Here is a 26,520-nt window from a genome sequence, read left to right as displayed (position 1 = left end):
TGCCAGAACGCCGTTGCAGCCGGCGTCAATGAGGGGTTTTGCTCCAGTTCGGCACAGCGCGGTGCAGCACTTCCCCCGGGAAAGTCCCGGGCCTGCATTGAGGCCCGGGAACCACTGTTAGGGCCTGTTAACGCTACGGCAGCAGGCCGCGTTGTTGCCCGAGAGCCCGCGAGCAAGGCGCGGAACGACGCGAGGGGAGGCCCCAAGCGAGGCGTCGCAACGCCGCGCGCGGGCTTTCTGGCTACAACCCGAAGGGAAGGTCAGCCGCCAGGGGCCACTCAGCGTTGCACCGCTTGCCCGCATATCAATGCGGGCGGCGCACTGCGCCTTGATTGGCCCCTGGCGGCTGACCTTCGCGACCTACTGCCGTAGCGTTAACAGGCCCTGGGCGTGTTCCAGCGCAGCCGGCGGTAGATCGTGTTGCGGCTGATGCCTAGCTGCTTGGAGGCCAGCGAGATGTTGCCGCCCGCTGCGTCCAGCGTGGCGCGGATCATGTCGATCTCGGCCTGCTCCAGCGTGCGCGCGCTCGCGGGCTCCGCGGCAGCTGCGGCCGGTGCGACCAGTGCAGGAAGCGCGGCATGCGGCTCGAAGGGCGGCCAGGCCGGCGCCAGCGCGGGCGGCGGGGCCGGTGTCATGCCGCCCACAGCGCGCTGCATGTCTTCGAGGAAGTCATCCGACAGGTGGTTCGTCGTCACCAGCCGCTCGCCCGCCGACATCACCGCCGCCGTGCGCAGCACATTGGCCAGCTGGCGGATGTTGCCCGGCCATTGGTAGCGGCGGAACATGCCCAGCACCTGGGGGCTGAGCTCGGGCGTGTCCTGCGGGCGCTCGGCCTGCAGGATGCGCCGCACGATGGCTTCCACGTCGGTACGTTCGCGCAGCGCCGGCAGGCGCAGGGCCAGGCCGTTGAGGCGGTAGTAGAGGTCCTCGCGGAAGGTCTGCGCGGCAATCATCTCGCGCAGGTTGCGGTGCGTGGCGCCAATGACGGCGATGTCCACCGCGATGGACTTGGTGCTGCCCAGCGGCGTCACGCTGCGCTCCTGCAGCGCGCGCAGCAGCCGCGCCTGCAGCGGCAGCGGCATGTCGCCGATCTCGTCCAGGAACAGCGTGCCGCCGTTGGCCTGCACCAGCCGCCCCGGCGCACCCTTGCGCCGCGCGCCGGTGAAAGCGCCTTCCTCGTAGCCGAACAGCTCGGCCTCGATGAGGCTCTCGGGGATGGACGCGCAGTTCACGGCCACGAAGGCCTGGCGGGCGCGCACCGAGTCGTGGTGCACCGCGCGGGCCAGCAACTCCTTGCCGGTGCCGGTCTCGCCCAGGATGAGCAGCGGGATGCCGCGGTCCAGCACGCGTTTGACCTTCTGGATGACGGTCTCCAGCTGTGGGTCGCCGGTGCGCAGGTATTGCAGGCCGGAGAAGCGCTGGGCGCCATTGGCCGTGGCCGCCGTCGCCACGATGTCCGCCGGCTGGGCCGGCGCGTCCGGGCTGGGCACACCGCCGGTCCATTCGCCTTCGCGCAGCGAGCTGGTGCCCTGCGAGGGCTCGCGCGCATCGATGACGTCGGCCATCTCCGCATTGCGCAGCCCTCCCACCACCGGGCGCGACGGCCAGTCGAAGCGAGCGCTGACGAAGAAGCTCTGGCCCGTAGGCAGGCACAGCTGCATCGGCGGCGACATCGGCATGCGGAAATGGTCGTAGATGGCCGCCGGCGTCGTGCCCAGCAGGCTGCTCAGGCTGCGCATGCGCAGCTCCGCGCCGCTGACGCCGAGCTGGTCCAGCGCGGCGCGGTTGGCGCCCAGCAGCCGGCCTTCCGGCGACACGACCAGGATGCCTTCGAGCAGCGTGCCGATGAACTCGGGCCGGCTGTGGAAGTGCAGGCGCAGGCGGTTGTTGTAGTCGTCAGAGAGCCAGTGGTTCTCGATCATGCGGGCCGACATGCGCACCAGCCCCATGGTGTGCTGGTGGTAGCCGCGGTGGTCGCCCGTCACGTCCAGCACGCCGAGCATGTTGCCGCGCGGGTCGAAGATGGGTGAGGCCGAGCAGGTCAGGAAGTTGTTGGCGTGGATGAAGTGCTCGCCGCCATGCACGAGCGTGGGCACCTCCTCGAACAGCGCCGTGCCGATGGCATTGGTGCCCTTGGCATGCTCGGCCCAGTTCTCACCCGGCGCCAGCGCCACGCGGTGGGCGCGGGCCAGGAAGCTGTCGTCGCCCACCGCGTGCAGGATGGTGCCCTGCGCGTCGGTCAGCACGATCATGCTTTCGGTGTTGACGATCTGCTCGTAGAGCAGCTGCATCACCGGCGCGGCGTGGGTGTACAGACGTTGGTTGCGTTCCCGCGCGAGGTTGAGGTCGCTGCGGATCATCGGGTCCAGCCCGCTTTTCTCGTGGCGCTTCAGGCCCAGCGCTTCGCTGCGCTGGTGGCTGCGCTCGATGAAGGCCTGTCGTGGGGGCCCCGGCGGCGCCGGGCTGGCCGGCGCTTCGGTCTCGATGGTGGGCATAGAGGCTCTCATGCGCCTGCCTGTTGCAGGCTTGTCTCGGCGGCGGCGCGGTCGGTGCCACGCCTGTCTGTGTCTGGCGGCCATCGTGTCCCAAAGCGGTTCGACTGTCCATGACACAGGTCAAGCGCCGACACGGTCGTTGTTCCAGGTTGGAACAGTTCCGTCCTGGCATGTCGCTTGCAGCGCAGGGACAGAGCCCGAACGGGCCTGCAAACCCAGACAACGACCGGAGACAACCCATGAAATTCCATCCCCGCTACATCGCCGGCAGCCTGTGCGTCGCGGCCGTCGTGGCCTGGGCCCACGGCGACGTCACCCCCCAGGCCGTGGACACCAGCAGCCTGCCCCAGCTGGACGAAGGCTGGCGACCCGAGAACCCGTTTCGCGGCGATGAGGCCGCCATCAAGATCGGCAGCTCGGCCTTCAACCAGAACTGCGCGCGCTGCCACGGCCTGGAGGCCATCTCGGGCGGCATTGCGCCCGACCTGCGCCGGCTGGACAACGACTGCAGCACGCTGAAGGACGCCGCCAAAAAGGCCGCCTGCGTGAAGGAGAACGACGACTACTTCCTGAACACCGTGCGCCACGGCCGCAGCCGCAACGGCGCCGTCTACATGCCGCCTTTCGAGGGCGTGTTCACGCAGGAAGCGATGTGGGCGATCAAGTCCTACCTGGAAGTGCGCCGGGAGAAGCCGCTGTGAACCGGCGCCACATCCTCGCCTGGGCCGCCGCCAGCGCCCTCACCGGCACGGGGGCGGGCGCCGCCACCCTCGCCCAGGTGCGCGAGCGCGGCCGGCTCATCGTCGGCCTGTACGAGGACATGCCGCCCTTCCATGTGAAGGGCAAGGGCATCGACATGGAGCTGGGCCAGGCGCTGGCCGAGGCCCTGGGCGTCAAGTTCGCGCCGCTGGCCTTCAATGCCGACGAGAACATGAACGACGACCTGCGCAACATGGTCTGGAAGGGCCACTACCTCGGCCACGGCCCGGCCGACGTGCTGATGCACGTGCCGGTGGACCGCCCGCTGATCGAGGCCACGCCGCAGGCCCGCATCTTCGGCCCCTACTACCGTGAGCGCGTCATGCTGGCGCGGCGTGTGGATGAGCTGCCACGGCTGGAGACGCTGTCCCAGCTCGGCACACGCCGCGTGGCCGTGCCCGGCCAGACGCTGGCCGGCTGGCTGATGATCGGTGCGGACGGAGGCGCCTACCGGGAGCAGCTGCTGACGCAGTTCAAGGACGGCTGCGAGGCCGCCCGCGCACTGCAGCGCGGCGAAGTGGCCGCCGCCGCCGGCCTGGCGTCGGAGCTGGAGACGGTGCTGGCTGGCGACGCGGCCTACCGCATCGAGCCCCTGCCGTCGCCGCGGGCGACGCGCGACGGCTGGGCCGCAGGCATGGCCGTGAAGCGCGACGCCACCGATCTCGCCCAGGCCCTGCAGGACGCGTTGAACCAACTGGTCAGCCAAGGCCGCGTCGCCGAGATCTTCACCAAGTACAAAGTGGCCTGGCGTCCGGTCTGAAGAGGGTGAAAGGAAATCCCGCATGCCCGCTTTGACTCCCCAAAACACCCCGCTCGTCGTTGCAAATGCTCGCCGTAGCCTGAGCTACGGCTGCGCTTTGCGCCTAAATCGGGGCGATTTGGGAAGCCCTCTCGGCCACGCCGGATTCCCTCTCACCCTCTGAGCTTCGAGCCGGCCCGATCGCATCTGGAGATACCCATGAACAAGAGATTCGCGCCCGCGGCGCGAAGGACGGCACTCGCACTGGCAGCCGCCAGCGCGGCCGCCCACGCCGCACCCGCACCCGCACCGACCGTCCTCGAACCTGTCGTCATCACCGCCACGCGCACTGAAGCCACGCCTTTCGACGTGCCCGCTTCCATCAACCGCATCGACGGCGACGCGCTGCGCGCCGGCCGCGCCCAGGTCAACATCTCCGAGGGCCTAGGGCAAGTGCCGGGCCTGCTGGCACGCGACCGCCAGAACTACGCCCAGGACGTGCAGATCTCCGTGCGCGGCTTCGGCGCGCGGGCCAGCTTCGGCATCCGCGGCGTGCGTGTCTACGTGGACGACATCCCCGCCACGCTGCCCGACGGCCAGGGCCAGATCACCAACGTCGAGATCGGCACCGTGGGCCGCGTCGAGGTGCTGCGCGGTCCGTTCTCGGCGCTGTACGGCAACTCCTCGGGCGGTGTCATCAGCATCTATTCCGAAAACCCCGCCGGCCCGCCGCGCCTGGACGCCGGCGTCAGCTTTGGCAGCGACGGCCTGCGTCGCGTGGCCACGTCTGCCAGCGGCACCGCAGGCGCCATCGGCTACACGCTCGGCGCCAGCCGCTTTGAGACCGACGGCTACCGCCAGCACAGCCAGACCGAGCGCCGCCTGGGCAATGCGCGGCTGAACTTCAAGCTCGGCGCCGACACGCAGCTGACGCTGATCGCCAACAGCGTCGAGCTGCCCGAGGCCCAGGATCCGCTCGGCCTGACCCGTGCCCAATGGCAGGCCGACCCGCGCGGCGTCGACCCCGGCGCGCTGAGCTTCAACACCCGCAAGACGATGAAGCAGCAGCAGGGCGGCCTGGTGCTGGAGCACGGCATCGACAGCGCCAACACCCTGCGCGTGATGGTCTACCAGGGCCACCGCACGACGATGCAGTTCCAGTCCATCCCGGTCGCGACCCAGGCCAATGCGCTGCACCCCGGTGGCGTCATCGACCTGGCGCGCGACTACCAGGGTGCCGATGTGCGCTGGCGCTGGAAAAGTGCCACCGCCAGCGTCATCGCCGGCGTGGCCGCCGACGAGCTGAGCGAGCACCGCGTCGGCACCCAGAACTTCATCGGCACGACGCTGGGCGTGCAAGGTGCCCTGCGCCGCGACGAGACCAACCACGTCAGCAACGCCGACCCCTATCTGCAGGCCGAATGGCGGCCCACGCCGGCCTGGCTGCTCAACGCCGGCGTGCGCCGCGCCAAGGTCAGCTTCCGCTCGACCGACGCCTACATCACCAAGACCAACCCCGACGACAGCGGCGCCGCCAGCTACTCGGCCACGCTGCCGGTGCTGGGCGCAAGCTTCGCGGTCAGCGAGCGCCTGCGCGTCTACGCCACCGCCGGCCGCGGCTTCGAGACGCCCACGCTCAACGAGCTGGCCTACCGCCCCAGCGGCGCCACGGGCCTGAACTTCGGCCTGCAGGCGTCGCTGAGCCGCAGCGTGGAGGCCGGCATCAAGGCCAGGCCGTGGGATGGCGCCGAGTTAGCGCTGGCGCTGTTCCAGACCGGCACCGAGCACGAGATCGTCACGCAGACCAACCTGGGCGGCCGCGCCACCTACCAGAACGCCGGCGCCACGCGCCGCCGCGGCCTGGAGGCGTCGGGCTCGTTCCAGCTCGCGAGCACGCTGCAGGCGCAAGTCGCCGCCACCTGGCTGGACGCGCGCTACCGCGACGGCTTCCTGACCTGCACCGCCACGCCCTGCGCCGCCGCCAACCAACAGGTCGCGGCCGACAACCGCATCCCCGGCATTGCCCGCACGGCGGTCTACGGCGCGTTGACCTGGCAACCCGCAGGCGGCTGGCGCTTCGGCGCCGAGGCGCGCGCGCTGAGCAAGGTCTACGTCAATGACCTCAACAACGACGCCGCCCCCGGCTACGCGACGCTGGCCGCACACGCGGGCTATCAGCTCAGCCTCGGCCCCTGGGAGCTGGGCGCCCTGCTGCGCGTGGACAACCTCGCGGGCCGCCGCTACGCCGGCTCCGTCATCGTCAACGACGGCAACGGCCGCTTCTTCGAACCCGCACCGGGCCGCACCTTCCTCGCCAGCGCCAACCTGAGCTATCGCTTCTGAACCGGAGACCTTCATGGCCCGCCTGTTGCCCACCCTGACCCTGCTTGCCGCGGCAGTAGCCCAGGCCCAAGCCGGCCCACTGGCCTATGTGTCCAACGAGGGCTCCGGCACGCTGAGCGTCATCGACACCGCCACCGACGCCGTGCTCTACGAACTGCCCGCGGGCGCCAAGCCGCGCGGCGCCGTCATCAGCCCTGACGGCCGCCGCGCCTACGTGAGCGACCAGCCCGGCAACCGCCTCGTCGTCATCGACCTGACCGCAAGGCGCCAGGCCGGCGAGATCCCGCTCGGCGAGTCGCCCGAAGGCCTGGGCCAGTCGCCCGACGGCCGCTGGGTCGTGGCCGCCGTGGAGGAGGCCAACGAGATCGTCTTCGTCGACACGCGCACCATGGCGCGCAGCTTCGCCGTCAAGGTGAAGGGCAGGAACCCCGAGCACGCCGTCTTCAGCCCCGACGGGCGCTGGGTGCTGGTCAGCGCCGAGGAAGGCAGCGCCGTGGACGTCATCGACGTGGACAAGCGCGCCCAGGTCGCGCAGATCCCCGTCGGCACGCGGCCGCGCGGCATCGGCTTCTCGCCCGACGGGCGGCGGGCCTTTGTCGCGGCCGAGATGTCCAGCGAGATCTACGTCATCAACATGCAGACCTTCTCGGTGCAGGACAAACTGATGGCCGGGCCCAAGAGCAATGGCATCAGCGTGCACCCCGACGGCAGGCGCGTTTTCATCTCCAACGGCGGCGATGCGACCGTCTCGGTGCTGGACGTGGAGCGCATGGCCCTGGTCGCCACCATCCCGGTCGGCCAGCGGCCGTGGAACATGGCGCTGACGCCCGATGGCCGCAAGCTCTACGTGGCCTGCGGGCGCTCGGGCGCGGTGTCGGTCATCGACACCGAGACGCTGCAGCGCGTGGCCGAGGTGGCGGTGGGCAAGCTGCCCTGGGGCGTGGTGATCCGCTAGCAACGGCAACCGGGGAACCCCATGACTCACCGCCACAGCAGTTGCTGGGCGGCGCTGGCACTCGCCTATGCGTCCGCCTCTCACGCCCAGATCCAGCTCGAACGGGTTCAGGTCGTCGGTGTGTCGCCGGTGGCCGGCGTCGACATCCCGCGCGACTGGATCCCCGCCGCCGTGCAGACCGCCCGCGCCGCCGACCTGGAGCGCAGCCAGGCCCTGGACCTCGCCAGCTTCATGAACCGGCGCCTGGGCAGCGTCCACCTCAACGAGATGCAGGGCAACCCGCTGCAGGCCGACGTCAACTTCCGCGGCTACACGGCCTCGCCGCTGCTGGGCTCGCAGCAGGGGTTGTCGGTCTACCTCGACGGCGTGCGGCTGAACCAGCCGTTTGGCGACGTGGTGAGCTGGGACTTGATTCCCAAGGCGGCCATCGCTTCCATCGCGCTCAACCCGGGCTCCAACCCGCTGTTCGGCCTCAACACGCTGGGCGGCGCCCTGAGCGTGCAGACCAAGGACGGGTTGAAGCAACCGGGCACGTCGCTGCAGCTGACGGCCGGCTCACACGGCCACCGCGCCGCCGAGTTCGAGGTGGGCGGCCATGACGGCGAGGGCACGCATTGGTACACGGCCGGCCACAAGTTCCGCGAGCGCGGCTGGCGGGTCGATTCAAAGTCCGACGTGAACCAGCTCTTCGCCAAGCTCGGCCACCGCAGCGCTGACACCGACATTGCACTGACCGCGTCGCTCGCCGACACCGACCTCAACGGCAACGGCCTGCAGGAGCAACGCTTTCTCGAACGCGACCGCGCCAGCGTCTACACGCGGCCGGACAACACCCGCAACCGCGCGGCACTGCTCAACCTCGCGCTTTCTCATTCGCTCGGCGAGCAGTGGATGCTGGCCGGCAACGCCTACGTCCGCAGCATCCGCACGCGCACCTACAACGGCGACCTGAACGACGACGCGCTCGACCAGTCGCTCTACCAGCCCAGTGCCGCCGAGCGCGCCGCGCTGGCGGCTGCCGGCTACACCGGCTTTCCCACCGCGGGCGAGAGCGCGGCCAACACGCCCTTCCCGAAATGGCGCTGCATCGCCCAGGCGCTGCTGAAGGACGAGCCTGGCGAGAAGTGCAATGGCGTCATCAATCAGACCCGCACGAACCAGCACAACGCCGGCTTCACCACCCAGCTCAGCCACGACGGTCGGCTGCTTGGCTTGCCCAGTCAGTCCCTGATCGGCGTGGCGGCCGACTTCAGCCGCAGCCGTTTCGTGCAGGCCTCGGAGCTGGGCTACCTGAACGCCGACCGCAGCATCACCGGCGTCGGCGCCTTCGGTGATGGCGTGGGCGGCGGCAACGTGGACGGCGCGCCCTACGACACCCGCGTGGACCTGGCGGGCCGCACACGCACGCTCAGCCTGTTCGCCAGCACCGTGCTCACGGTGGCCAGCGCCACCCACCTGACCGCGTCCGCCCGCTACAACCACAGCACGGCGCGCAACCGCGATGCCATCACGCCAGGCGCCGGCCCGGGCTCACTGGACGGCGACCACGCTTTCAGCCGCCTCAACCCCGCGCTGGGCCTGACCTTCACGCCGGTGGCCGGCGTCAACGCCTGGGCCGGCGTGAGCCAGGGCAGCCGCGACCCGTCCTCCATCGAGCTGGGCTGTGCCGACCCGGCCAACCCCTGCAAGCTGCCCAACGCCATGGCCGGCGACCCGCCGCTCAGGCAGGTCGTCACGACGACCATCGAGGCGGGCATCCGCGGTGCGTCTGGCGGGCCACTGGCCTGGAGCGTCGGCGTGTTCCGCTCCGACAACCGCGACGACCTGCTCTTCGTCGCCGATGACGCGGCTGGCTTTGGCTACTTCAAGAACTTTGGCAAGACCCGCCGCCAGGGCGTGGAACTGGGCCTGAGCGGGCAGCCCGCCAAGGGCCTGACGGCGGGCATCAACCTCACGCTGCTGGACGCCACCTACCGCACGGCCGAGCGCGTCAACGGCGCGTCCAACAGCAGCAACGATGCGGCGCAGGCGGGCTTGCCCGGCGTGAACGGCAATATCGCCATCCGCCCCGGCGACCACATGCCGCTGGTGCCGCGCCGCATGCTCAAGCTCTATGCCGATCTCGACCTCGGCGATGCGTGGTCGCTCGGCGCCGACGCCATCGCGATGAGCGGCGCAGCAGCGCGCGGCAACGAGAACGGCCTGCACCGGCCCGATGACACGTACTACCTCGGCGCGGGCCGCAGCGCCGGCTACGCGGTGGTCAACGTCAACGCGGCCTGGAAGCCGATGAAGGGGCTCAAGCTCTTCGCCCAGGTCAACAACCTGTTCGACCGCGACTACGCCACGGCCGCGCAGCTCGGCCCCACGGGCTTCGACAGCGCGGGCAATTTTCAGAGCCGGCCCTTCGCCGCCAACGCGAACGGCGACCGCCCGTTGCGCCACGCGACGTTCTACGCACCCGCTGCACCGCGCAGCGTGGCGGTGGGCGTGAAGTTCAACTTCTAGCGAGAAGCCCTCGGGCACTGCTGCGCGCCTCCACACCCACGCTGCACGGCGGCACAGCGCGCGCCCGCGCCACGCAACAGCCCGCGTCGGGGCACACCCGCAGCAGCGTGCCAGCGCGGCACGCGTCATGGCTCCCACTGCGCCGCGCGGCAACGCCCGCGTGGGCACTTCGCTCCAGCCCGGTACTGGCACAGCGCTTGCGCAAAGCACCCTGCCCAAAACCACAACCGGAGACAACATGAACATCAACACCCGCACCTTCATCGCCGCCGCGCTCACCGCCGCGGGCACAGCCCACGCCGCCGACTTCAAGGCCGGCGAATGGGACCTGAGCCTGGGCGGCATCATCAACGCCTACTACACCCACACCAGCTGTTCCGGCTCGCAGGCCGTCGGCGGCGTGGCGCTGGCGACCAAGGGCCTGGGCTGCGGCGGCACCGATGGCCGCACCGTCATCGGCAACGGCCTGCTGCCCAATGCCCTCACCACCACGGCCAAGACGCGCCAGGACGGCTATGACATCCAAGCCACGCTGATGATCGGCGCGGCCGTCGCCTCGGGCGACGCCATCCCCAACAACAGCAACGTCGACGTGCGCCAGGGCTTCGTCACCTTCGGCAATGCCGACATGGGCAGCGTCAAGCTCGGCCGCGACTACGGCCTGTTCGGCCAGTCCGCCATCCTCGGCGACATGACCCTGCTCGGCGCCGGCGCCCCCGTCAGCGCCACCCAGCGCAACCGCGTCACGCTGGGCCACATCGGCTCCGGCTACACCTACCTCGGCACGTATGGCCAGATCGCCTACAGCCTGCCCGCCAGCGGCGGCTTCTCGGCCACGGTGGCGCTGATGAGCCCCGTCGACGCCGGCGCCGCCATCGGCCGCAACGAGCCGCAGCTGCAAGCCCTGGCCACCGCCAAGTTCAATGGCGGCAAGGCCTGGGTGGGCGTCAAGCACCAGAAGTTCGAAGGCACCGGCGGCGCTGCCAGCTTCACGATGAACGGCGCCGAGGTCGGCGCCAGCGTCAGCCTCGGCGCGCTGGGCTTCGCGGCCAATCTGCAATCGGGCAAGGGCCTGGGCGTGCTGTCCGACGGCGACAGCGGCAACCGCAAGCAGACCAACGTGCTGCTGCAAGCCACCTGGCAGGCCACGGCCAAGACCAAGTTCGGCCTGAACTGGGGCGAGAGCAAGCTGAAGGATGGCGTGGCGAGCGACCTGCGCAGCAACACCAATGTGACGGCCGGCCTGTACTACGGGCTGACCAAGAGCGTGACGCTGGTGGGGGAGGTGAGCCGGACGACGTCGAAGCCGGTGACCGGCAGCGGCGCCAAGATGAGCGGCGTAGCACTGGGGGGATCGTGTTCTTCTGACCTATCGCACGGCCCTCGCGGCGACGCGGCGAGGGCGTTAATCCTGGCAAATATCTGATTCGCGTTGCGCGGCTGCGAAAGCAGTCCGCGCCGCCGCCGTGCGGGTCGCGCGGCGCAGACTCCTGGCAGGCCTGCCAGCGCCGAGGCAAACTGAGGCCCGATTGACCCGGAGCTGACTTGCAATCCAGGCGCCGCTCTTTTCATGCCGCGATGGCGGCACTCATCCAGGCGGCTTGCTGTGCCGGCGCCTGGTCGCAGCCCGTAGCCATGCCACCGGTCACTGCGGCCGGCACCGAAGGCAACAAGCTGGAGGCCGTGAGAGTTGAAGCGGCAAGGCAGCCCTATCGCAGCCTCTTCGTCACCGGTGCGATGAAGACCGACACGCCGATCCGCGACCTGGCGCAGAGCGTGCGCGTGCTGTCAGCCGACATGCTGGCGGACGCGGGTGTGACCCAGTTGGCCGACGCGCTGGAGCTCGGCAGTGGCATCGCCAGGCAGAGCAATTTCGGCGGGCTGTGGGACAGCTACGCGATGCGCGGCTTCACGGGCGACCCGAATTTCGGTTCCGACTACATGGTCAATGGCTTCAACCACAGCCGCGGCTACAACGGGCTGCGCGATACCGCCAACACCGCCATGATCGAGCTGCTGAAGGGGCCGGCCTCGGCGCTCTACGGGCGCGGCGAGCCGGGCGGCACGGTCAACATCGTGACCAAGAAGCCGCTGTTCCAGCCCGGCCATGCGCTGGAGGTCTCGGGCGGCAGCTTTGGCCGCCTGCGCAGCACGGCTGACCTGACCGGCCCGTTCAGCGAGCGCCTGGCCTACCGGCTCAACGCCGCCAGCGAGAAGGGCGACAGCTACCGCGACCATGTGCGCTCCGAGCGCCATATGGTGGCGGCGTCCCTGCTGTGGCGGGCCGGCGATGCCACCACCGTCTCCTACGAGCTGGAGCACGCCAGGCAGCGCGCCAACTTCGACCGCGGCATCGTCGCGATCCACGGTGAACTGGGCCGCCTGCCCCGCTCGCGCTTCCTGGGCGAGCCCGGCGACGGCCCGCACGCCACCGAGACGACCGGCCACCAGATCTTCATCCAGCACGACTTCAACGACGACTGGGCGATCCAGGCCGGCTTCAGTCACCGCGACAGCTCGATCAACGGGATCTCGACCGAGGGCCGCTTCCTGCTGGCCGACGACCGCAGCCTGGTGCGCCAGCGCCGCAGCCGCGACAACTCGGCGCTGGACATGTCGGGCCGCTTCGAGCTGCTGGGCAAGCTGCGTGTCGGCGGCCTGGTGCACCAGTTGCTGGTTGGCGCAGATGCCTACAGGTTTATCGATCAACGCAAGCAGTACCGCGTCGCCGAAGCCTCCGTGATCGACATCTACGAGCCGGTCTATGGCCAGGTGGCCCCGCCCATGCCCCTGACCACCTGGACCCGAGAGGCGCAGCGCTCAAGGTCGGTCTACGGCCAGGATCAGATCGACCTGTCACCGCAGTGGAAGATGCTGCTGGGCGTGCGCCATGACAGTTACGACCAATCGCTCCTGAACCGCCGCAACGGCATCACGACCGCCCAGTCCCTCAGCGCCACCACGCCGCGCGTCGGCCTGGTCTACCAGCCGAGCAAGACGCTGTCGCTGTACGCCTCGGCGTCGAGGAGCTTTCGCCCCAACAGCGGCGTCAGCCGGGCGTTCCAGTCCTTCCCCGCTGAAGCGGGCAGGGCCGGCGAGCTGGGGGTCAAGTTCGACACCGCGGACGGCAAGACCAGCAGCACGCTGGCGATCTACAGGATCACGAAGAACAACGTGCTGACCCCCGACCCGCTGGACCCGAACAACTTCTCGGTGGCTGCCGGCGAGGTGCGCAGCCGGGGCCTGGAGTTCGACATCTCGGGCGAAGTCCTGCCCGGGCTGCGTCTGACGGCTGCCTACGCCTGGACCGATGCCCAGGTGACCCGCGACAGCAATGCCTTCCTGGTCGGCCGGCGCCTGGCCAACGTACCGCGCCAGAGCGCCAATCTGATGCTGGTGCAGGCCTTCCTGCTGGGAGCCAATAGCGCGACGTTGGGCGCGGGCATCAACCATGTGGGCGAACGCGAGGGGGCCGTGGCACCGCTGGTCGCAGCCGACAACTTCAAGCTGCCGGGCTACACCACGCTCAAGCTGATCGGCTCGCTGCAACTGGGCAAGCAGTGGCGCGCGTCCCTCGATATCGACAACCTGCTCGACCGGCTGTACTACAGCAGTTCCTATATGCAGGCCTGGGTTCTGCCCGGCGCGGGGCGCAGTTACATGCTCTCGGCGAGATATAAATTCTGAACACTCAACAAAGCCGGTTACTCACTATATTTTTTGAGTATGGCTTGAAAGGCGCCTGAAGCCTTCAGCTTATCGAGCGCCGCCTGCCAGCGAGCGATTTCCGCGTCGGAAATGTCCTTGCTGCAGGCAATGTAGATGGGAGAGGTGATCAGTTTGACGGGCGTTTGAACGACCGCATCCAACGAATAGTTCATTTGCTTCAACAGATGGATGACGCCCAACGGTGAATCGCTGACGGCCAAATCGCATCTGCCGAATATCAACATCCTGTAAATGGCTTTGCCGTCGGATGCGCCTGCCTCAAGGTTGGTGAAGCCTGCTGCCTGCATCCTGGAAGTCGTCAGGCCACCGCGCCGGGAGCAAATCGAGCGAACCTTCTTGGTGTCCTCGAGTGTCGAGACTTCAAGAGGATTGCCTTTGCGCTTGTAGAAATAAATGGAACTGTCGCCCAGCGGGCCAATCCATTTGTATTTGGTCTCGCGTTCCGGGGTTCGCAACATCGTGATCAGCATCGTTCTTTGATTGCCTTCCAGCGATGCTTTGGCGCGCATGCTGGGCATCAGCTGAATATCGATATCTGCGTTGAGCGCCTGGGCAATCGCCCGGACGACTTCTACCGAAAACCCTGTCAGTGCGCCATCTTCACTGTAGTTATATGGGGCCCACTCCTCCGTGACGATGCTCAGCCTCCGATCCGCCGCCCAGCAAGAACCGGCCAGAGCGCAGGAAACGGCGAACGCGATCATGCACCCAGCCTTTCCGGCGTTCGAAGCACAGTTCACAGCCATATTCGAGCCCTTGTATTCCTTGACGGTTGGCGGCTCAAGTCCCAACTGCAACACTTGGCGATCAATGAGGCAGTGTGGGCAGGGACTGTTGCAAGGCTTGCATGATCACCCGAAAGCGCCAGTTCCAGCGAGCCCGCGGCTGAACGCGCTGCTCGGGCCGCAGATGGTGCTGCACACCCAGCTCTGACGGCCCGCGTCGCGAGCTGGTGGAAGAAGCGAGCGCTTTCAGGCGTGCGCGCGGTTGCGAGCGGCATTGCCGCCTACAAGGCCCGAGCTGACAGCAACCTAGATTGGCGCGTAGCCACTTTGAAGACCATCCATGCGCGCCCTTTTCGTCACCACCAGTGCCACACAACTCTCGCCAGAGCATCAGACCGGCCTGTGGCTGGAGGAGTTCGCCGTGCCCTACCTGGCTGCCATCGAGGCCGGCATCGCCGTCACGGTCGCATCGCCCCGGGGCGGCCCCGTGCCGCTGGACCCCAAGACGGAACCGAGCGACAAGCAGCGCAAGGAATGGGCCATGCCGCTGGAAGCGCTGGGGCACAGCGTGACGCTGGCGTCCGTGCAGGGCGAGACCTTCGACGCCGTGTTCATCCCCGGGGGCCACGGCCCGATGATGGACCTGGCCAAGGACGCCACCTTGCACACGCTGGTAGCGCGGCACGACGCGGCCGGCAAGGTGATTGCGGCCGTCTGCCACGGCCCGGCCGCGCTGGTGCACGCAAGGCGCGCCGACGGCCAGCCTTTCTTCCAGGGCCGCCGCGTCACCGGCTTCACCAATGCCGAAGAATTCCTCGCGCGGTTGAAGGCCGTCGTCCCCTTCCTGCTGGAAGACGAGATGAAGGCCAGCGGTGCTGATTTCCGTTCCGCGCTGCTGCCCCTGCTGAGCCACGTGGAGCAGGACGGCAATCTGATCACCGGCCAGAACCCGAATTCGAGCGAAGCCGTGGCGAAGGCCTTGGTCGCTGCGCTCTCGGGCCGCTGACCTTTGCATCGACGCCTTGAACGGCGGCGTTGCCGCCTCCATGACCCGGCAACGCCGCTTGCGGCCGAGCCAGCGGCTCAGCGCTTGCTCTGCCAGGGCAGCATCGCTGCCAGCACGCCGTCGCGGCGCAGGAAGTGGTGATACAGCGCGGCCAGCGCGTGCAGGCCGGCCAGCCACATCAGCACGTCGCCGAGCAGGCCGTGCACGTCGCCCCAGTCCGCCGCCTCGCCCAGGCGCGAGCCGGCGATCCAGGGGAACTCGTCCACCCGCACGCCGCCCAGCAGCGTCAGCGGATGGTGCTCGCTGCCCAGGGCCAGCAAGGCCGTGGCCGGCAAGGCCAGCATCAAGGCCCACAGCACGCCGTGCACCAGCTTTGAGAGCCCATGCATCCACGCCGCCATCTCGAAGCGCGGCTTGCCCGGCCGCAGCGCCACCCAGAGCAGGCGCAGCAGCGTCAGCGCCAGCACCAGCAGGCCCAGGGACTCATGCCAGACGATGTCCAGCCGCGTGGCCGGGTCGATGCCCTTGCGCATCATTCGGCCGAAGCCGCCCGGACCCAGGATGAAGGCCACGGTCACGGCGATGGCCGTCAGCCAGTGCAGGACGCGGCTAAGGGGGTCGTAGCGGGGGGTGGGCATGAAGGCGGGGATGCGAGCCAGGTTGCCGGGATTGTGGCGGGGCCGAATCAATGGAAAGTTGACGGGCGACAAGGTCCGGAGCCGCAGTCCGGCCGGAAGGCCGCAACGGCAACCGCAAGCAGACCCATGTGCCGCTCCAAGCCACCTGGAGGGCCACGGCCAGAAGGATGGCGTGGCTACTGATCTGCACAGCAACACCAATGTGACGGCCGGCCTGTACTACGGGCTGACCAAGAGCGTGCCGCTGGTGGGGGGTGAGCCGGACGACGTCGAAGCCGGTAGTGGGGGACTCGGCGCGGATGAACGGGGTGGCGTTGCAATAGCACCTGGCGCCCAGGCATCTGGGTTTGCCAGAGTTCGGCCACCAAGCCCTGCGTGGCAACATAAATCGGCCCGGCCAGCAACACAAGCCGCCGATCGAGCGGCTCACGCTGGGCAACTCACCATCCATTTCGAAAAGGGAGTCTCCAATGGCCACATACGGCGAGAAGAAGTCGTTCCTGGACAGCTTCAGTTTTCACGACAGGGAGTCCTGCGCGAAAGCCATCAAGACCGGGGGCATCGCCGCCCTGATCTCCGCGGGCCTCACCTTGGCATTTGGTATCGCGGGTTTCTTGACCACCTCGGAAAACAAGGACCTGGCCTATTTGCTGGATCCAGTCATGCTCGTGGATGCCGTGCTGCTCGTCGTGCTTGCGATCTTCGTGTTTCGCAAGAGCCGGGTGGCCTCAACGCTGCTGTTCATCTACTTCGTCATCAGCAAGCTGACGATGTGGTACGAGATGGGCAAGGCGTCCGGCGTGCCGCTGACCATCGTCTTCTTCCTCTTCTACCTAACGGCCATGAGAGCCACCTACGCCTGGCACTCGAGGTACCGGGACGCCGACGAGGAGGTACCCGCGGAGCAGGCTTCGGCCTGAGGCCCGCTGCCCAACCGCGCGAACTCACTGACGATCCACGCAAGTTCGGGGGTTGGACTCGGGGGCCAGCGTAAGGCCTACTTCAAACGCTTGGGCTGGCTTGAGGATCAGCGCGAAGACCTGTTTGGTGTTGAGGCTCCGAAACGGACTTTCAGGAGCTGAAGGACGGCACGGCCTGTACTACGAGCTGACCGGGTCCTCGGGTTTCATCGCACGCCAGCCGTCTCTCGTTTCGAGGATAGTGAGGCTGCCGCTCGGTGGAGCGGCCAGCACCTGCCTCACACCCATGCCGCATCGCTCCCTCTGGTCTTGGCTGTTGTTCGCCTGGCTGGCCTTCGCGCCCTTGGCCAATGCCTGCCCGCCCGAGTTCGAGGACCGGGTGTCGGCCTATGAGCGCGTCAAGGCGGCGCCCACGATCGTCTGGGCCAAGGCGCTGTCGGCAATCCCGGGGAGGTCGGGTTCGGACGAGGTGGAGAGCGTCGTGAGCTTCGAGGTGCGGGAGGTGCTGAGGGGCCGGTTTGTTCTGACGAGCTTTCGCGCCGCTGGCACGTTCGTCGATGCGGACGCCATGGATCACCCGATGGTTGGCCGCTATCACCGGGGCAGCAGCTACCTGTTCTTCCTGACGAGCCCCGCCGAGGAGGGCCTGGTCTCGCTGCCCTATTCGTTCAACGCCCCAGCGTCGGCCGAGGCGGCCACGGAAACCAGCGCCCTGCTGACCGGCGCACGCCACTACGCCCGCGTGGCGGCCCTCAACGATGCCGCCAAGGAACGCACCGCCCTGCTGGCGCTGCAGGCGCACGCCAAGGCCACGCCGGAGCGCTACCCGGCCGCCCTGGCCGACGACATCGCGGCGCACTTCCAGGCGCCGAGCCCCTACAAGACCTATGCCGAGCTGCTGGCGCTCTACCGCCAGCCCAGTGCCGATGACACCCAGAAGGCCTATGCGCTGTGGGCGATGGCGTCCGCGCCCAAGCCCGAGGCCCGCAACCTGTTCGAACAACTGGTGCGCAGCGGCGGCTGGCGCGAGCACGCCAGCGCCACGGCCGAGTTCATCACGCTGACCCGTGACGGCGCGCTCATGTCGCGGCTGTTGGCCGAACTGCCCAGCATCCACAACGACTATCTGCGCTCTCGCGTGCTTGGCGCCGCCATCGCCGTGGCGGGCAAGGGTGATCAGCCGGCGATGCTGCGCGCACTGCGGGAAGCCCGCCCGCAGGACCAACGCTGGATGGCGCCTTGGTTCGTCCAGCATCCGACACCTGCCGCCACCGCCTTGCTGAAGCGCAACCTCCGCCCGCCTTATGAGGAGCAGTACGAGTTCGCCTTCGATCTCGCCAGCCTGGGCGACCGCGATGTGCTGGCCTGGGCCCAGCGCCGAGCCAGCACACGGCACGAGGGGGCTTGGATGGGTCGCTACGCCATCGCACGATCGCCGCTGCCGCAGGCCGACACGCTGGCCCATCAAATCATCCGCGGGGGCAACGCGGATGATCTGGCCGAGTTGATCCAGGGCTATGAGCACGCCCACCACGCCCAGGTCTGGGCGCGGCTTGGCGACGTCGTGGCACTGCCGCAGCGGGCGCCGGAGGTGGAGCGGTGGGTGAAGACGGTGCTGAAGCGCCGGGCTGAGGCCGGGGAGCCGCAGGCAGTGGAGTTGCTGCGCGTGCTGGATACCCCGCCGCCGCTCACGGCGCAACTAAAGATTTGAGACCTGACCCGAACCTTTGACCTCGAACCTGCAGTCAATATGCAGGGGAGCCTAGCCATGCTCTCCGACGGCTGCGGCAGCGACCGCCAACCTACGAATCTCCATAGCTAATGACAACCGAAAACGAGTCACTGCCCGAGTTTCTTGCGCGTTCAGAGGCATTTAAATCACTTAGAGCAGAAGCGCATGTTGCAGCCAGTCTGAAGAAAATAGGGTGGCGAACAACACACAGCCCATACTACTTGGATGACAAGACGGGAAAGCCCAGGGAACTTGACGTTGCCGCGACCATGCATTGGACAAAGCGGCGAAAGAGCGGTGACATTTGGGTGCGTGTCAACGTATTTATAGAAGTGAAATCGAATTCAGATTTTCACATACTATTTGCTGGCCCCGCCGCCACGCCATCCAGCTTTGACAAAAACGAATACTGGATTGGATACAGCGAGGCGACGTCACAAAAGCTAGAGGAACGCCTCGCTCGATTTGGGCTAAGCCGGCAAGAAATATTCAATTTTCTTCATCTTGTAGAAAAAATCGCCTTTCCAAGAAACTCAATGCGAACATCTCCGTTGAGAGTAAGACCACCGACAATTGACCATTGCTTCACGGCATTCCGAGAAACGAATGGAAAAACGGAGAAAGACTTGGACAATTCCGTGCTGTGGAGAGCGGCTTCGGCATTGCGGTCTGCAGTGCGCAGTACACAACTGGAACGTATGGACGGGTTTGCCTTCGACGTGGGCACAGATTTAGAAGTCGCTAGACGCCATGAACGCCCCTTTGAGACGGCCATGGGAGCTATAGATAGGGAGACCTGCAGTCTTGTTCTCTACCTTCCGGTCGTTGTAATCGAAAGTCGCATATGGCATGCGAAGGCTGAAGGACCAGAAGAACTTAAATGGGCGCGGCTGATTCAATATGGGACGTTTGGGCATCAGCAGGACTGGGTGGATGTTGTGGCACTAAAGAATCTTGAGGAGTATCTTGACTTTCAGTTTGCGTATTTTGAACGGGCTTTCCGCAAGGCTCGCGCAAAGCGCTAAATTCATATATTCCATGAATTGCGAGCCCATGTTTCTGGACATCAAAAGTTCGGATTGAAAATCCATGTCTGCCGTGCAGATTCAACTTAGGGCATACGAGGTGCCCCCGCGAACGCGCTGCCGGCAAGCACAGTGCCGCGCGCATGGCCGAGCGCAGTTCGGGGTCAGGTCTCAAATCTCGAGTCCAGCATGGCAATTGACTTGAGCACCACGCTTCATCGCGCAGCCGCCGACCTCGCGCTGCTAAGCACTGCCCTCCGCCAGCACGCCATCCGCGCCCAAGACACCCAGGTCTACACCTCCCCCGCCGCCTTCGAAGCCTTCATTCGCGGCGGCGGCAATGTGCCGCTGTATGAGCGCGTCAGCACAGAGCTGGCGAGCCACTACACGCCCGACGTCCGCACGCTGCTGGACATCGGCTGCGGCGATGGCCATGCCCTCTTTCCGGCGCTGGCCGCCGCAACCCACCCGCACGCGCTGGAGCGCCTGACGCTGGTGGAGCCCGCGAGCGCGCTGCTGGTCAGCGCCGTGGCGCGCGCCGAAATCCAGCAGCCCACGCTGCCCCTACAGGCGCTGAACGAGGGCCTGGGCACCTTCGCCGCCAAGCTCCAGCCCGACGATCACTGGGATCTCGCCCAAGCCACCTTCGCACTGCAAGCCATTCCCGAGCCCGAACGCTGGGCCGGCCTCGCCCGGTTGCGCGCCCATGTGAAGCGGCTGGTGATCGTGGAGTTCGACATTCCCGACCTGCAGCGCGGCTCGGACGCCTACGTGGCCTCGCTCGCGCAGCGCTACGAGCGCGCCCTGGGCGAGTACGAAGGCGCCACGCGCGAGCTGGTCGCGCAGGGCTTTCTGATCCCGATGTTCCTCGGCCAGCTCGACGCGCAGACAGCCGCGACGAACTGGGAGCACCCGATGCCGGTGTGGCGCGAAAAGCTCGAAAGCCTGGGCTGGCGCGTCACGCGCCTGGCGCGCATCAGCGACTACTTCTGGGCCCCGGCCTTCGTGCTGGTGGCCGAGGCCTGAACCTGATGCTGAATCTCTTCCTGGCCATCGCCGCCGTCACGGCACTTCACCTCCTGACCATGGCCGCCATGGGCCATGCCGTCGGCGCGCAGCTTCTACGGATTTCCTACGGCTTCGGGCCGGCGCTGTTCACGACTGGCCTCTTTGAAATTCGGGCCCTGCCCATCGGAGGTTCGGTGCGCTTCCTGCATTCCGTCGAGGACCGGCTGTCTGAAGAGGAATGGCCCAGGGCGCTCGACCGCCTTTCGGTGCCTGCGCAATTGCTCGTTGTGCTGTCCGGCTGCGCGCTGTTGCTGGGGCTGGCCGTCGCGCTTCAGGGACGCGCGGGTATCGACGCCTTCCTGGCCTTGCCGGCCCAATGGCTTACCGGTGTGACTTCGCCGCTGGGCGACGCGCAAGCACTGCTGCAACGGATCGCTGCCTTCGCTGAATCGGCGCCGTTCGCGGTCATCCTCGCGTTATTGGCGGCCAAGGTCGCAGCGTTGAACCTGCTGCCTCTGCCGTACTTGAATGGCGGCGCGGCATTGGCCGTGCTGGGGCGGCGCCTGGGCTTGGCCCGCTGGTGGCCGGCCGCCGCTACGCGCGCGGCGGTGTTCGCGTGGATGGCGGTGCTTGTCTTGTGGCTGGTTGCGCTGGGCGGCTTCATCCTCGGCGCTTGACGATCAAGCTCGCCGCCCTTCCACCCCCCCGAGCATCCTGAAGATGAAGGACGCTTCGCCGCCCTGGCGCCGCCCGCCCCACCGCAAACGGGCCTGCAGGCGCACAGTGCGCCGGCGCACCACCGCGCGAACGCAGTCACCGGCGTCGACAGGTGAGGAGGCATCCAAAATGAACTACGCAAAGCACATGCTGACGGGGCTGTTGGCGGCAGGTTTGATGATGGTTGGCACTGCGGCATCCGCCCAGGACTCCAGCTACAAGCCGGGCACGGTGTGGAACTTCTCCCATATCAAGGTCGAGCCCGGGCAGTTCGAGAACTACATGGACTTCCTGGCCAAGACCTGGAAGAAGTCCAACGAGTTCGGCAAGAAGGAGGGCTACATCGTGTCGTACCACGTGTTCTCGGTGAACAACGCTCGCGAGGGCGAGCCCGACCTGATCCTGGCCATCGAGTCCAAGGACTACCTGACGACCGCGCAGCAGCTGGAAGTGCAGAAGAAGTACGAGGCCTTCATGGCCATGGACCAGCACAAGATGGACGCGGCCTCCGGCGAGCGCAAGGTGATGCGCAAGCTGGCGGGCGGCATGGAGTTGCAGGAGCTGGTGCTGAAGTAAGGCAGCCCGCCCATTCAGCTGTGCCAGCATGCCCTCCGGCACGGCTTGGATGGAAAAAATACCAATGCTCACTAGCACTTAGCAAACTCTTAAGGTTCGGCTAGCAAGCATTTAGCGGCGCGCCGCCGCCCCGATTCCTACAGTGACTGCACGGTTCGATGCCAGGCGCAGCGAGCCATTCGACACACCACCCAGGGAATCCGAGATGCACACCTCACTGCAAGAAATCCTCGCCGTTCGCGGCACGGCCACGGCGCCGCGCTTTGACATCTACGCCAGCATTCACAAGGGCCTTCGGCTGATGCTCGCCGACCTGGTCACCAGCGCCGGTCGCGTCGACCCGGGCGACCCGGCGTCGCTGCAGCAGCTGGCCAGCAAGGTCGAGGCGGCGGCGGATTTCTGCGCGTCGCACCTGAAGCACGAGAACGCCTTCGTGCATCCCGCGCTGGAGCGCGCGCAGCCGGGCACCAGCCAGCGCATCGCGACCGAGCATGTGGCGCATGAGCGCGACATCGAGGCGCTGCGCGGCCATGCCCGCGCGCTGGCAGATTGGCCGGCGCAGGATCGCGCGGCCGCCTGCCGGGCGCTGTACCACGCGGTGAGCCTGTTCGCGGCCGACAACCTGGCGCACATGCACCTGGAGGAGACCGAGCACAACGCGGTGCTGTGGGCGCATCTGGACGATGCCGGCATCATGGCCATCCACGGCCAGATCCTGGCCGCGCTGTCGCCCGCCGAGATGATGGCCTCGCTGCGCTGGATGCTGCCGGCCCTGGCGCCGGCGGAGCGCTTGGGAATGTTGGCCGGCATGCGTGCCAACGCGCCGGCGCCGGTGTTTGGCGCGGTGCTGGCCATGGCGCGCGAGCGCCTCAACGACGACGACTGGGCTGCGCTGGCGCGCGGCCTGGGCCTGCCGGTTGCACCTGGCCTGGCGGCCTGACGGAGGCCCATGATGAACAACAACAAACGCTATGGCGCCTGGTGGCTTCGCATGGCTGCGCTCTACCTCGTGGTGGGCGTGTCACTGGGCAATTACATGGGCGCAACGCACGACTTCGGGTTGCGCTCGGTGCATGCCCACGTCAACCTGCTGGGCTGGGCGAGCATGCTGGGCTTCGGCCTGGTGGTGCAGCAGTTGGCCGACACGCTGAGCCCGCGGCTGGTGGCGCTGCAGTTCTGGCTGCACCAGCTGGCGCTGCCGGTGATGCTGTCGGCGCTGGCGGCGCTGATGCGCGGCGTGACAGCGGCCGAGCCGCTGGTGGGGCTGGGCTCGGTGGTGGTGGGCGTGGCGGTGCTGGCCTTTGCCGCCAACGTCTGGCGCGGCACCGGCGCCAAGCTCAGGGCTGCCTGAGCTCCAGCTCGCCGCAGACCTGCAGCTTCAGCCGCCCGCGCCCGCACTTGTGCAGGGCGGCGGCCCACCGTGCCCCAGCACAGGCTGGGCACCGCCAGCGCACTGCTGGAGGGCAGGACCCCGTCGCAACGCTCGTTGAGTGTGGCCAGGAGTGCGCCGCCGAGCGGCTTTCAGTGCGCGTGCGAAGCCGCGCCGGCGGGCACCTCGGCCCGGGCCTGGCAGTGCTTGTCCATCATGCCGCCAGGCGCGCTGGCGGCGCGGCCGGGTTCTGCGGCGTGGCGCTTGCACATCTCGTCCATCATGCCGCCGCCCTTGCCGCCACCCTTGCCGTCTTCTTTGCGTGCGCCGTCGGCCGCAGCGGTGTGGGCGCCATGGCCCGGCGGCACGGGAGCGGCGCAGCCCGCCAGGGCGAGCACCAGGGCGAGGGCGGGGGTGAATGGCTTCATGCGGCGACTCCAACGGGTTGGCGCCAGCTTGCGCCGCCGCGACTGCGCCGCGTTTGATGCGGGTCAAACGCGGTGCTCGTGCTTTTTCAACCCCCTCAAACCTTGGGTCGGAACCGTCATGCCACGCTGGCATGCTTGGCTCATCGCTCAGCAGTACGAGACGACCCTCATGTTGCACACCGCCCCCACCCCCGACCGCGACCAGACCCTCGGTGAAGAGATCGCCAACGCCATCAGCCACGGCCTGGGCGTGGTGCTGGCCATCGCGGCGCTGCCCATCCTGGTGATCCGCGCGATGAACCATGGCGGCACAGCCGACGTGGTGGCCGCGGCGATCTTCGCGGCCACGATGATCCTGCTGTACGGCATCTCGACGCTGTATCACGCCCTGCCGAACAGCCTGTGGCAGGGCCGCGCCAAGGCGGTGCTGCTGCGGCTGGACCACGCGGCCATCTACGTCTTCATTGCCGGCAGCTACACGCCCTTCACGCTGGGCGTGCTGCACACCGGGCCGGGCGTGACGCTGTTGATCGCTGTCTGGGCGGCGGCGGCGTTCGGCGTGGCGATCAAGCTGCTGAACCGGCTCAAGCACCGCTTCGTGTCCACGGGCCTGTATCTGGCCATGGGCTGGGTGGTGGTGTTCGCGGCCGGGCCGCTGGTGAACAGCCTGCCGGCCGCGGGCCTCACGCTGCTGATCGCCGGCGGCCTGAGCTACACGCTGGGGGCGTTTGTCTTCCTGCTGGACAACCGGGTGCGCTACTCGCACTTCGTCTGGCACCTGTTCGTGCTGGGCGGCAGCGCCTGCCACTTCTTCGCGGCGCTGTTCTACGCCTACACCTAGACTGCGCGCGAGCCATCGGGCGCGTTCAGGCACGACAAACTGAAGTGCCCGCCGGAGGCGGAGTCAGGGAGATAACAAGCATGTCGATTCCAGACCCGTGCCCGGCGCCGCTGGCGCGCTCGGCCGGCCGTTGGCGCCTGGGCATGGGCGCCACTGCCATGGTGGCCGCCCTGTCCGCCTGCGGCGGGGGCGGGGGCGGTGGTTCTGCACCCGCACCCGCACCCGCACCCGCACCCGCACCCGCACCCGCACCTGCACCTGCACCTGCCCCCTCACCGGCACCTGCGCCCGCCCCAGCTCCAACGCCTGCACCGGCACCAGCGCCCGCCCCAGCGCCCGCCCCAGCGCCTGCCCCGGCACCCGCCCCGGCTCCAGCACCCGCGGCCTTCGAGCCCGTGCCCGCGACATCGGCGGCCAGCTACATCTGGCAGCGCAACTTCGGCGGCAACCCGCTGGCGTCGGCCAGCGGCACGACGATGAACATGTTCGACGCGGCCGAGCCGGTGCTGACGCAGTACACGTGGATGAACCAGTTCGCCACGGGTGGCGGCATCTTCTGGATCGGCCCGCAGCCGCAGAGCGGGCTCTTCCTCGGCACGACTGCGCCGGCGCTGAAGCTGCAGGTTGGGCTGGTGCCGCACGCCATCTGGCCGATGGCGTCCAGCTCCGTGGGCACGCTGGACTCGCCCAACTGCCGCCCCAGCAATGGCGCCTACGTGGTGCACGACGTGGCCTATGCGGCCGATGGCAGCCTGAGCAGTCTGGCCGCGGATTTCACGGCCGGATGCTCGCTGGGCTATGCCGCCTACGTGAACGGCGCCATCCGCTACCGGTCGGCCGTGGCCGCGGCCCTGGACCGCAGCTTCGCCGTGGCCGGCGCGGACCGCACGCTGAACGAGGGCGAATCCCTGCGCCTGGACGGCTCGCTCTCCTGGAACCCTGCCAGCAGGTTGCGCTCCATCGAATGGGCCCAGCTGTCGGGGCCGAGCTTCGACCTGTCCAACTGCCGGCTGGGCATCTGCGACACCTACACGCCGCTGGTGGCCAAGGGCGGCGCGCAGGCGAAGTTCAGGCTGACGGCGGTCTCGGAGTCCGGCAAGTCGGCGACGGCCGATCTGACCATTACCGTGCGCAGCTGGCAGGACACGCAGTCGCGGGCCGACATCTGGGGCAGCGGCCACGTCTCGAGCGGTAGCGACTTGCGCATGTCGGAATCGGATGGCGTGTTCGATGTCCCGGTCAAGGGCGGGACCGAGGCCATCTTTGCCGACCAGACGGCGGAGCGCATTCGCTGGGTGTTCAACCCCAATGGCAATGCTGCCTATGACAGCATGGAGCTTGTGCTGTCGAACACGGCCGGACTTGCGCTCACGCCGGGCAGCTATGCCGGCAACCTGCGGGCCGGCTTCGAGCCGGGGGCCCGCCCGGCAGCCAGCGCCAGCTATGCCGGCCACGGGTGCAACTCCTCCGAATGGGAAGCCCTGGTGGCCGAGATGGACCGCGACCCCACCCAGCTGACGACGGTGAACCGTGGCGCCGTCACGCTGCACATTGGCTGCACCGAGGGCGGTGGCGAGTTGCAAGGCAGCTATCTGCGGCTGTGGCTCCGCTACACGCCAGTGTCGCCGCCGGTGGTCAGGGTCACTGCGCCCACCACGGCCACGGCCGGCCAGGCCGTGATGATCCAGGACGCGGGCAGCACCACCACAAACGGTGGCGAATGGCTGCGGACATGCAAGCAGATCTATGGGCAGGCCAGCGCCAGCATCGAATTCCTCGCCAACGGTGCCTGCAAGGTCACGCCATCGGCCAGCACGCCCAACAACAGCAAGGTCGTCGTGGCCTACGAAGTGCTGGACGGCAAGGGCCAGTCGGGCGTGGCCCTCGCCGAACTCTTGGTAACCGGCGGCCCCGCGGCGGCGGTGCAGCTTGGGGGCAAGCCCGCGTTCCAGGCGGCGACGCAACCCGCCCGGCGGACGGCGCGATGACGCGTCACACTGGGGCCTG

General features: G+C 67.9%; 22 protein-coding genes. 18 read left to right on the top strand and 4 right to left on the bottom strand.

The features are described from left to right. Positions 1-374: 374 nt before the first annotated feature. Positions 375-2,495: a sigma-54-dependent Fis family transcriptional regulator gene (locus ACXJKM_RS28025; RefSeq protein WP_235532030.1), complete on the bottom strand. Its 2,121-nt coding sequence runs from the start codon at positions 2,493-2,495 to the stop codon at positions 375-377. 239 nt (positions 2,496-2,734) lie between these two features. Here ACXJKM_RS28025 and pedF point away from each other — a divergent pair, with 239 nt between their 5' ends. The 7 genes from pedF (at position 2,735) to ACXJKM_RS27990 (ending at position 13,486) form a co-directional block, all read left to right on the top strand. Next, positions 2,735-3,196: a cytochrome c-550 PedF gene (gene pedF, locus ACXJKM_RS28020; protein WP_457356379.1), complete on the top strand. Its 462-nt coding sequence runs from the start codon at positions 2,735-2,737 to the stop codon at positions 3,194-3,196. Beyond that, complete coding sequence (locus ACXJKM_RS28015; RefSeq protein ID WP_457356378.1) at positions 3,193-4,014, top strand: substrate-binding periplasmic protein; 822 nt, start codon at positions 3,193-3,195, stop codon at positions 4,012-4,014. Before pedF ends, ACXJKM_RS28015 begins: the two co-directional genes overlap by 4 nt. Before the next feature lie 198 nt (positions 4,015-4,212). Continuing rightward, positions 4,213-6,336: a TonB-dependent receptor family protein gene (locus tag ACXJKM_RS28010; RefSeq protein ID WP_457356377.1), complete on the top strand. Its 2,124-nt coding sequence runs from the start codon at positions 4,213-4,215 to the stop codon at positions 6,334-6,336. 13 nt (positions 6,337-6,349) lie between these two features. Further along, the gene (locus tag ACXJKM_RS28005) at positions 6,350-7,291 is read left to right on the top strand and encodes a beta-propeller fold lactonase family protein (RefSeq protein ID WP_457356376.1); all 942 of its coding nucleotides are present in this window, start codon (positions 6,350-6,352) and stop codon (positions 7,289-7,291) included. A 21-nt stretch (positions 7,292-7,312) separates the two neighbouring features. Next, positions 7,313-9,799 (top strand): TonB-dependent receptor, encoded by a 2,487-nt coding sequence (locus tag ACXJKM_RS28000; RefSeq protein ID WP_457356375.1) that lies wholly within the window; start codon positions 7,313-7,315, stop codon positions 9,797-9,799. 238 nt (positions 9,800-10,037) lie between these two features. Then, positions 10,038-11,225: a porin gene (locus tag ACXJKM_RS27995; RefSeq protein ID WP_457356374.1), complete on the top strand. Its 1,188-nt coding sequence runs from the start codon at positions 10,038-10,040 to the stop codon at positions 11,223-11,225. Positions 11,226-11,434: 209 nt separating this feature from the next. Then, entirely contained in the window at positions 11,435-13,486 is a 2,052-nt protein-coding gene (locus ACXJKM_RS27990) for a TonB-dependent siderophore receptor (RefSeq protein ID WP_457356373.1), read from the top strand. A gap of 17 nt (positions 13,487-13,503) precedes the next feature. On the opposite strand, the gene ACXJKM_RS27985 is transcribed toward ACXJKM_RS27990, so the two are convergent. Next, positions 13,504-14,232 carry a substrate-binding periplasmic protein gene (locus ACXJKM_RS27985; RefSeq protein WP_457356372.1) on the bottom strand — a complete coding sequence of 243 codons (729 nt, stop codon included), beginning with the start codon at positions 14,230-14,232 and terminating at the stop codon, positions 13,504-13,506. A 361-nt stretch (positions 14,233-14,593) separates the two neighbouring features. Between ACXJKM_RS27985 and ACXJKM_RS27980 the strand changes: the two genes are divergently transcribed. After that, complete coding sequence (locus ACXJKM_RS27980; protein WP_457356371.1) at positions 14,594-15,259, top strand: type 1 glutamine amidotransferase domain-containing protein; 666 nt, start codon at positions 14,594-14,596, stop codon at positions 15,257-15,259. Positions 15,260-15,336: 77 nt separating this feature from the next. On the opposite strand, the gene ACXJKM_RS27975 is transcribed toward ACXJKM_RS27980, so the two are convergent. After that, positions 15,337-15,897, bottom strand: coding sequence for a cytochrome b/b6 domain-containing protein (locus ACXJKM_RS27975; RefSeq protein ID WP_457356370.1), 561 nt, complete (start codon positions 15,895-15,897; stop codon positions 15,337-15,339). Positions 15,898-16,367: 470 nt separating this feature from the next. Here ACXJKM_RS27975 and ACXJKM_RS27970 point away from each other — a divergent pair, with 470 nt between their 5' ends. The 8 genes from ACXJKM_RS27970 to ACXJKM_RS27935 all read left to right on the top strand — a co-directional run bounded on the left by ACXJKM_RS27970 (position 16,368) and on the right by ACXJKM_RS27935 (position 23,226). Next, positions 16,368-16,817, top strand: a complete 450-nt coding sequence (locus ACXJKM_RS27970) for a hypothetical protein (protein WP_457356369.1) — start codon at positions 16,368-16,370, stop codon at positions 16,815-16,817. A gap of 286 nt (positions 16,818-17,103) precedes the next feature. Next, positions 17,104-18,528 carry a hypothetical protein gene (locus ACXJKM_RS27965; protein ID WP_457356368.1) on the top strand — a complete coding sequence of 475 codons (1,425 nt, stop codon included), beginning with the start codon at positions 17,104-17,106 and terminating at the stop codon, positions 18,526-18,528. Positions 18,529-18,638: 110 nt separating this feature from the next. Beyond that, positions 18,639-19,574 carry a hypothetical protein gene (locus tag ACXJKM_RS27960; RefSeq protein WP_457356367.1) on the top strand — a complete coding sequence of 312 codons (936 nt, stop codon included), beginning with the start codon at positions 18,639-18,641 and terminating at the stop codon, positions 19,572-19,574. 201 nt (positions 19,575-19,775) lie between these two features. Then, a complete protein-coding gene (locus ACXJKM_RS27955; protein ID WP_457356366.1) occupies positions 19,776-20,600 on the top strand; it encodes a class I SAM-dependent methyltransferase in 825 nt (274 codons plus the stop codon). Positions 20,601-20,605: 5 nt separating this feature from the next. Continuing rightward, positions 20,606-21,259 (top strand): site-2 protease family protein, encoded by a 654-nt coding sequence (locus ACXJKM_RS27950; protein ID WP_457320968.1) that lies wholly within the window; start codon positions 20,606-20,608, stop codon positions 21,257-21,259. Between the two features lie 169 nt (positions 21,260-21,428). Beyond that, positions 21,429-21,875 carry a hypothetical protein gene (locus ACXJKM_RS27945; RefSeq protein ID WP_056200374.1) on the top strand — a complete coding sequence of 149 codons (447 nt, stop codon included), beginning with the start codon at positions 21,429-21,431 and terminating at the stop codon, positions 21,873-21,875. A 205-nt stretch (positions 21,876-22,080) separates the two neighbouring features. Beyond that, positions 22,081-22,815: a hemerythrin domain-containing protein gene (locus ACXJKM_RS27940; protein WP_457356365.1), complete on the top strand. Its 735-nt coding sequence runs from the start codon at positions 22,081-22,083 to the stop codon at positions 22,813-22,815. Between the two features lie 12 nt (positions 22,816-22,827). Beyond that, positions 22,828-23,226: a hypothetical protein gene (locus ACXJKM_RS27935; RefSeq protein ID WP_457356364.1), complete on the top strand. Its 399-nt coding sequence runs from the start codon at positions 22,828-22,830 to the stop codon at positions 23,224-23,226. Positions 23,227-23,396: 170 nt separating this feature from the next. On the opposite strand, the gene ACXJKM_RS27930 is transcribed toward ACXJKM_RS27935, so the two are convergent. After that, a complete protein-coding gene (locus ACXJKM_RS27930) occupies positions 23,397-23,672 on the bottom strand; it encodes a hypothetical protein (RefSeq protein WP_057298733.1) in 276 nt (91 codons plus the stop codon). A 169-nt stretch (positions 23,673-23,841) separates the two neighbouring features. Between ACXJKM_RS27930 and trhA the strand changes: the two genes are divergently transcribed. Together trhA and ACXJKM_RS27920 are read left to right on the top strand one after the other, a co-directional pair. After that, the gene (gene trhA, locus ACXJKM_RS27925; RefSeq protein WP_056201287.1) at positions 23,842-24,513 is read left to right on the top strand and encodes a PAQR family membrane homeostasis protein TrhA; all 672 of its coding nucleotides are present in this window, start codon (positions 23,842-23,844) and stop codon (positions 24,511-24,513) included. 395 nt (positions 24,514-24,908) lie between these two features. Beyond that, positions 24,909-26,501, top strand: coding sequence for a hypothetical protein (locus tag ACXJKM_RS27920; protein WP_457356363.1), 1,593 nt, complete (start codon positions 24,909-24,911; stop codon positions 26,499-26,501). The last annotated feature ends 19 nt before the right edge of the window (positions 26,502-26,520 follow it).

Source organism: Roseateles sp. P5_D6, assembly GCF_054049415.1.
This window is presented reverse-complemented; position numbering and strand designations above follow the sequence as displayed.

Bases quoted from the DNA above. Each gene is read 5' to 3' on its own strand.
- ACXJKM_RS28025 (WP_235532030.1), bottom strand. From the start codon at position 2,495: ATGCCCACCATCGAGACCGAAGCGCCGGCCAGCCCGGCGCCGCCGGGG.
- pedF (WP_457356379.1), top strand. From the start codon at position 2,735: ATGAAATTCCATCCCCGCTACATCGCCGGCAGCCTGTGCGTCGCGGCC.
- ACXJKM_RS28010 (WP_457356377.1), top strand. From the start codon at position 4,213: ATGAACAAGAGATTCGCGCCCGCGGCGCGAAGGACGGCACTCGCACTG.
- ACXJKM_RS28005 (WP_457356376.1), top strand. From the start codon at position 6,350: ATGGCCCGCCTGTTGCCCACCCTGACCCTGCTTGCCGCGGCAGTAGCC.
- ACXJKM_RS28000 (WP_457356375.1), top strand. From the start codon at position 7,313: ATGACTCACCGCCACAGCAGTTGCTGGGCGGCGCTGGCACTCGCCTAT.
- ACXJKM_RS27995 (WP_457356374.1), top strand. From the start codon at position 10,038: ATGAACATCAACACCCGCACCTTCATCGCCGCCGCGCTCACCGCCGCG.
- ACXJKM_RS27990 (WP_457356373.1), top strand. From the start codon at position 11,435: ATGCCACCGGTCACTGCGGCCGGCACCGAAGGCAACAAGCTGGAGGCC.
- ACXJKM_RS27985 (WP_457356372.1), bottom strand. From the start codon at position 14,232: ATGATCGCGTTCGCCGTTTCCTGCGCTCTGGCCGGTTCTTGCTGGGCG.
- ACXJKM_RS27980 (WP_457356371.1), top strand. From the start codon at position 14,594: ATGCGCGCCCTTTTCGTCACCACCAGTGCCACACAACTCTCGCCAGAG.
- ACXJKM_RS27975 (WP_457356370.1), bottom strand. From the start codon at position 15,897: ATGCCCACCCCCCGCTACGACCCCCTTAGCCGCGTCCTGCACTGGCTG.
- ACXJKM_RS27970 (WP_457356369.1), top strand. From the start codon at position 16,368: ATGGCCACATACGGCGAGAAGAAGTCGTTCCTGGACAGCTTCAGTTTT.
- ACXJKM_RS27965 (WP_457356368.1), top strand. From the start codon at position 17,104: ATGCCGCATCGCTCCCTCTGGTCTTGGCTGTTGTTCGCCTGGCTGGCC.
- ACXJKM_RS27960 (WP_457356367.1), top strand. From the start codon at position 18,639: ATGACAACCGAAAACGAGTCACTGCCCGAGTTTCTTGCGCGTTCAGAG.
- ACXJKM_RS27950 (WP_457320968.1), top strand. From the start codon at position 20,606: ATGCTGAATCTCTTCCTGGCCATCGCCGCCGTCACGGCACTTCACCTC.
- ACXJKM_RS27945 (WP_056200374.1), top strand. From the start codon at position 21,429: ATGAACTACGCAAAGCACATGCTGACGGGGCTGTTGGCGGCAGGTTTG.
- ACXJKM_RS27940 (WP_457356365.1), top strand. From the start codon at position 22,081: ATGCACACCTCACTGCAAGAAATCCTCGCCGTTCGCGGCACGGCCACG.
- ACXJKM_RS27935 (WP_457356364.1), top strand. From the start codon at position 22,828: ATGAACAACAACAAACGCTATGGCGCCTGGTGGCTTCGCATGGCTGCG.
- ACXJKM_RS27930 (WP_057298733.1), bottom strand. From the start codon at position 23,672: ATGAAGCCATTCACCCCCGCCCTCGCCCTGGTGCTCGCCCTGGCGGGC.
- trhA (WP_056201287.1), top strand. From the start codon at position 23,842: ATGTTGCACACCGCCCCCACCCCCGACCGCGACCAGACCCTCGGTGAA.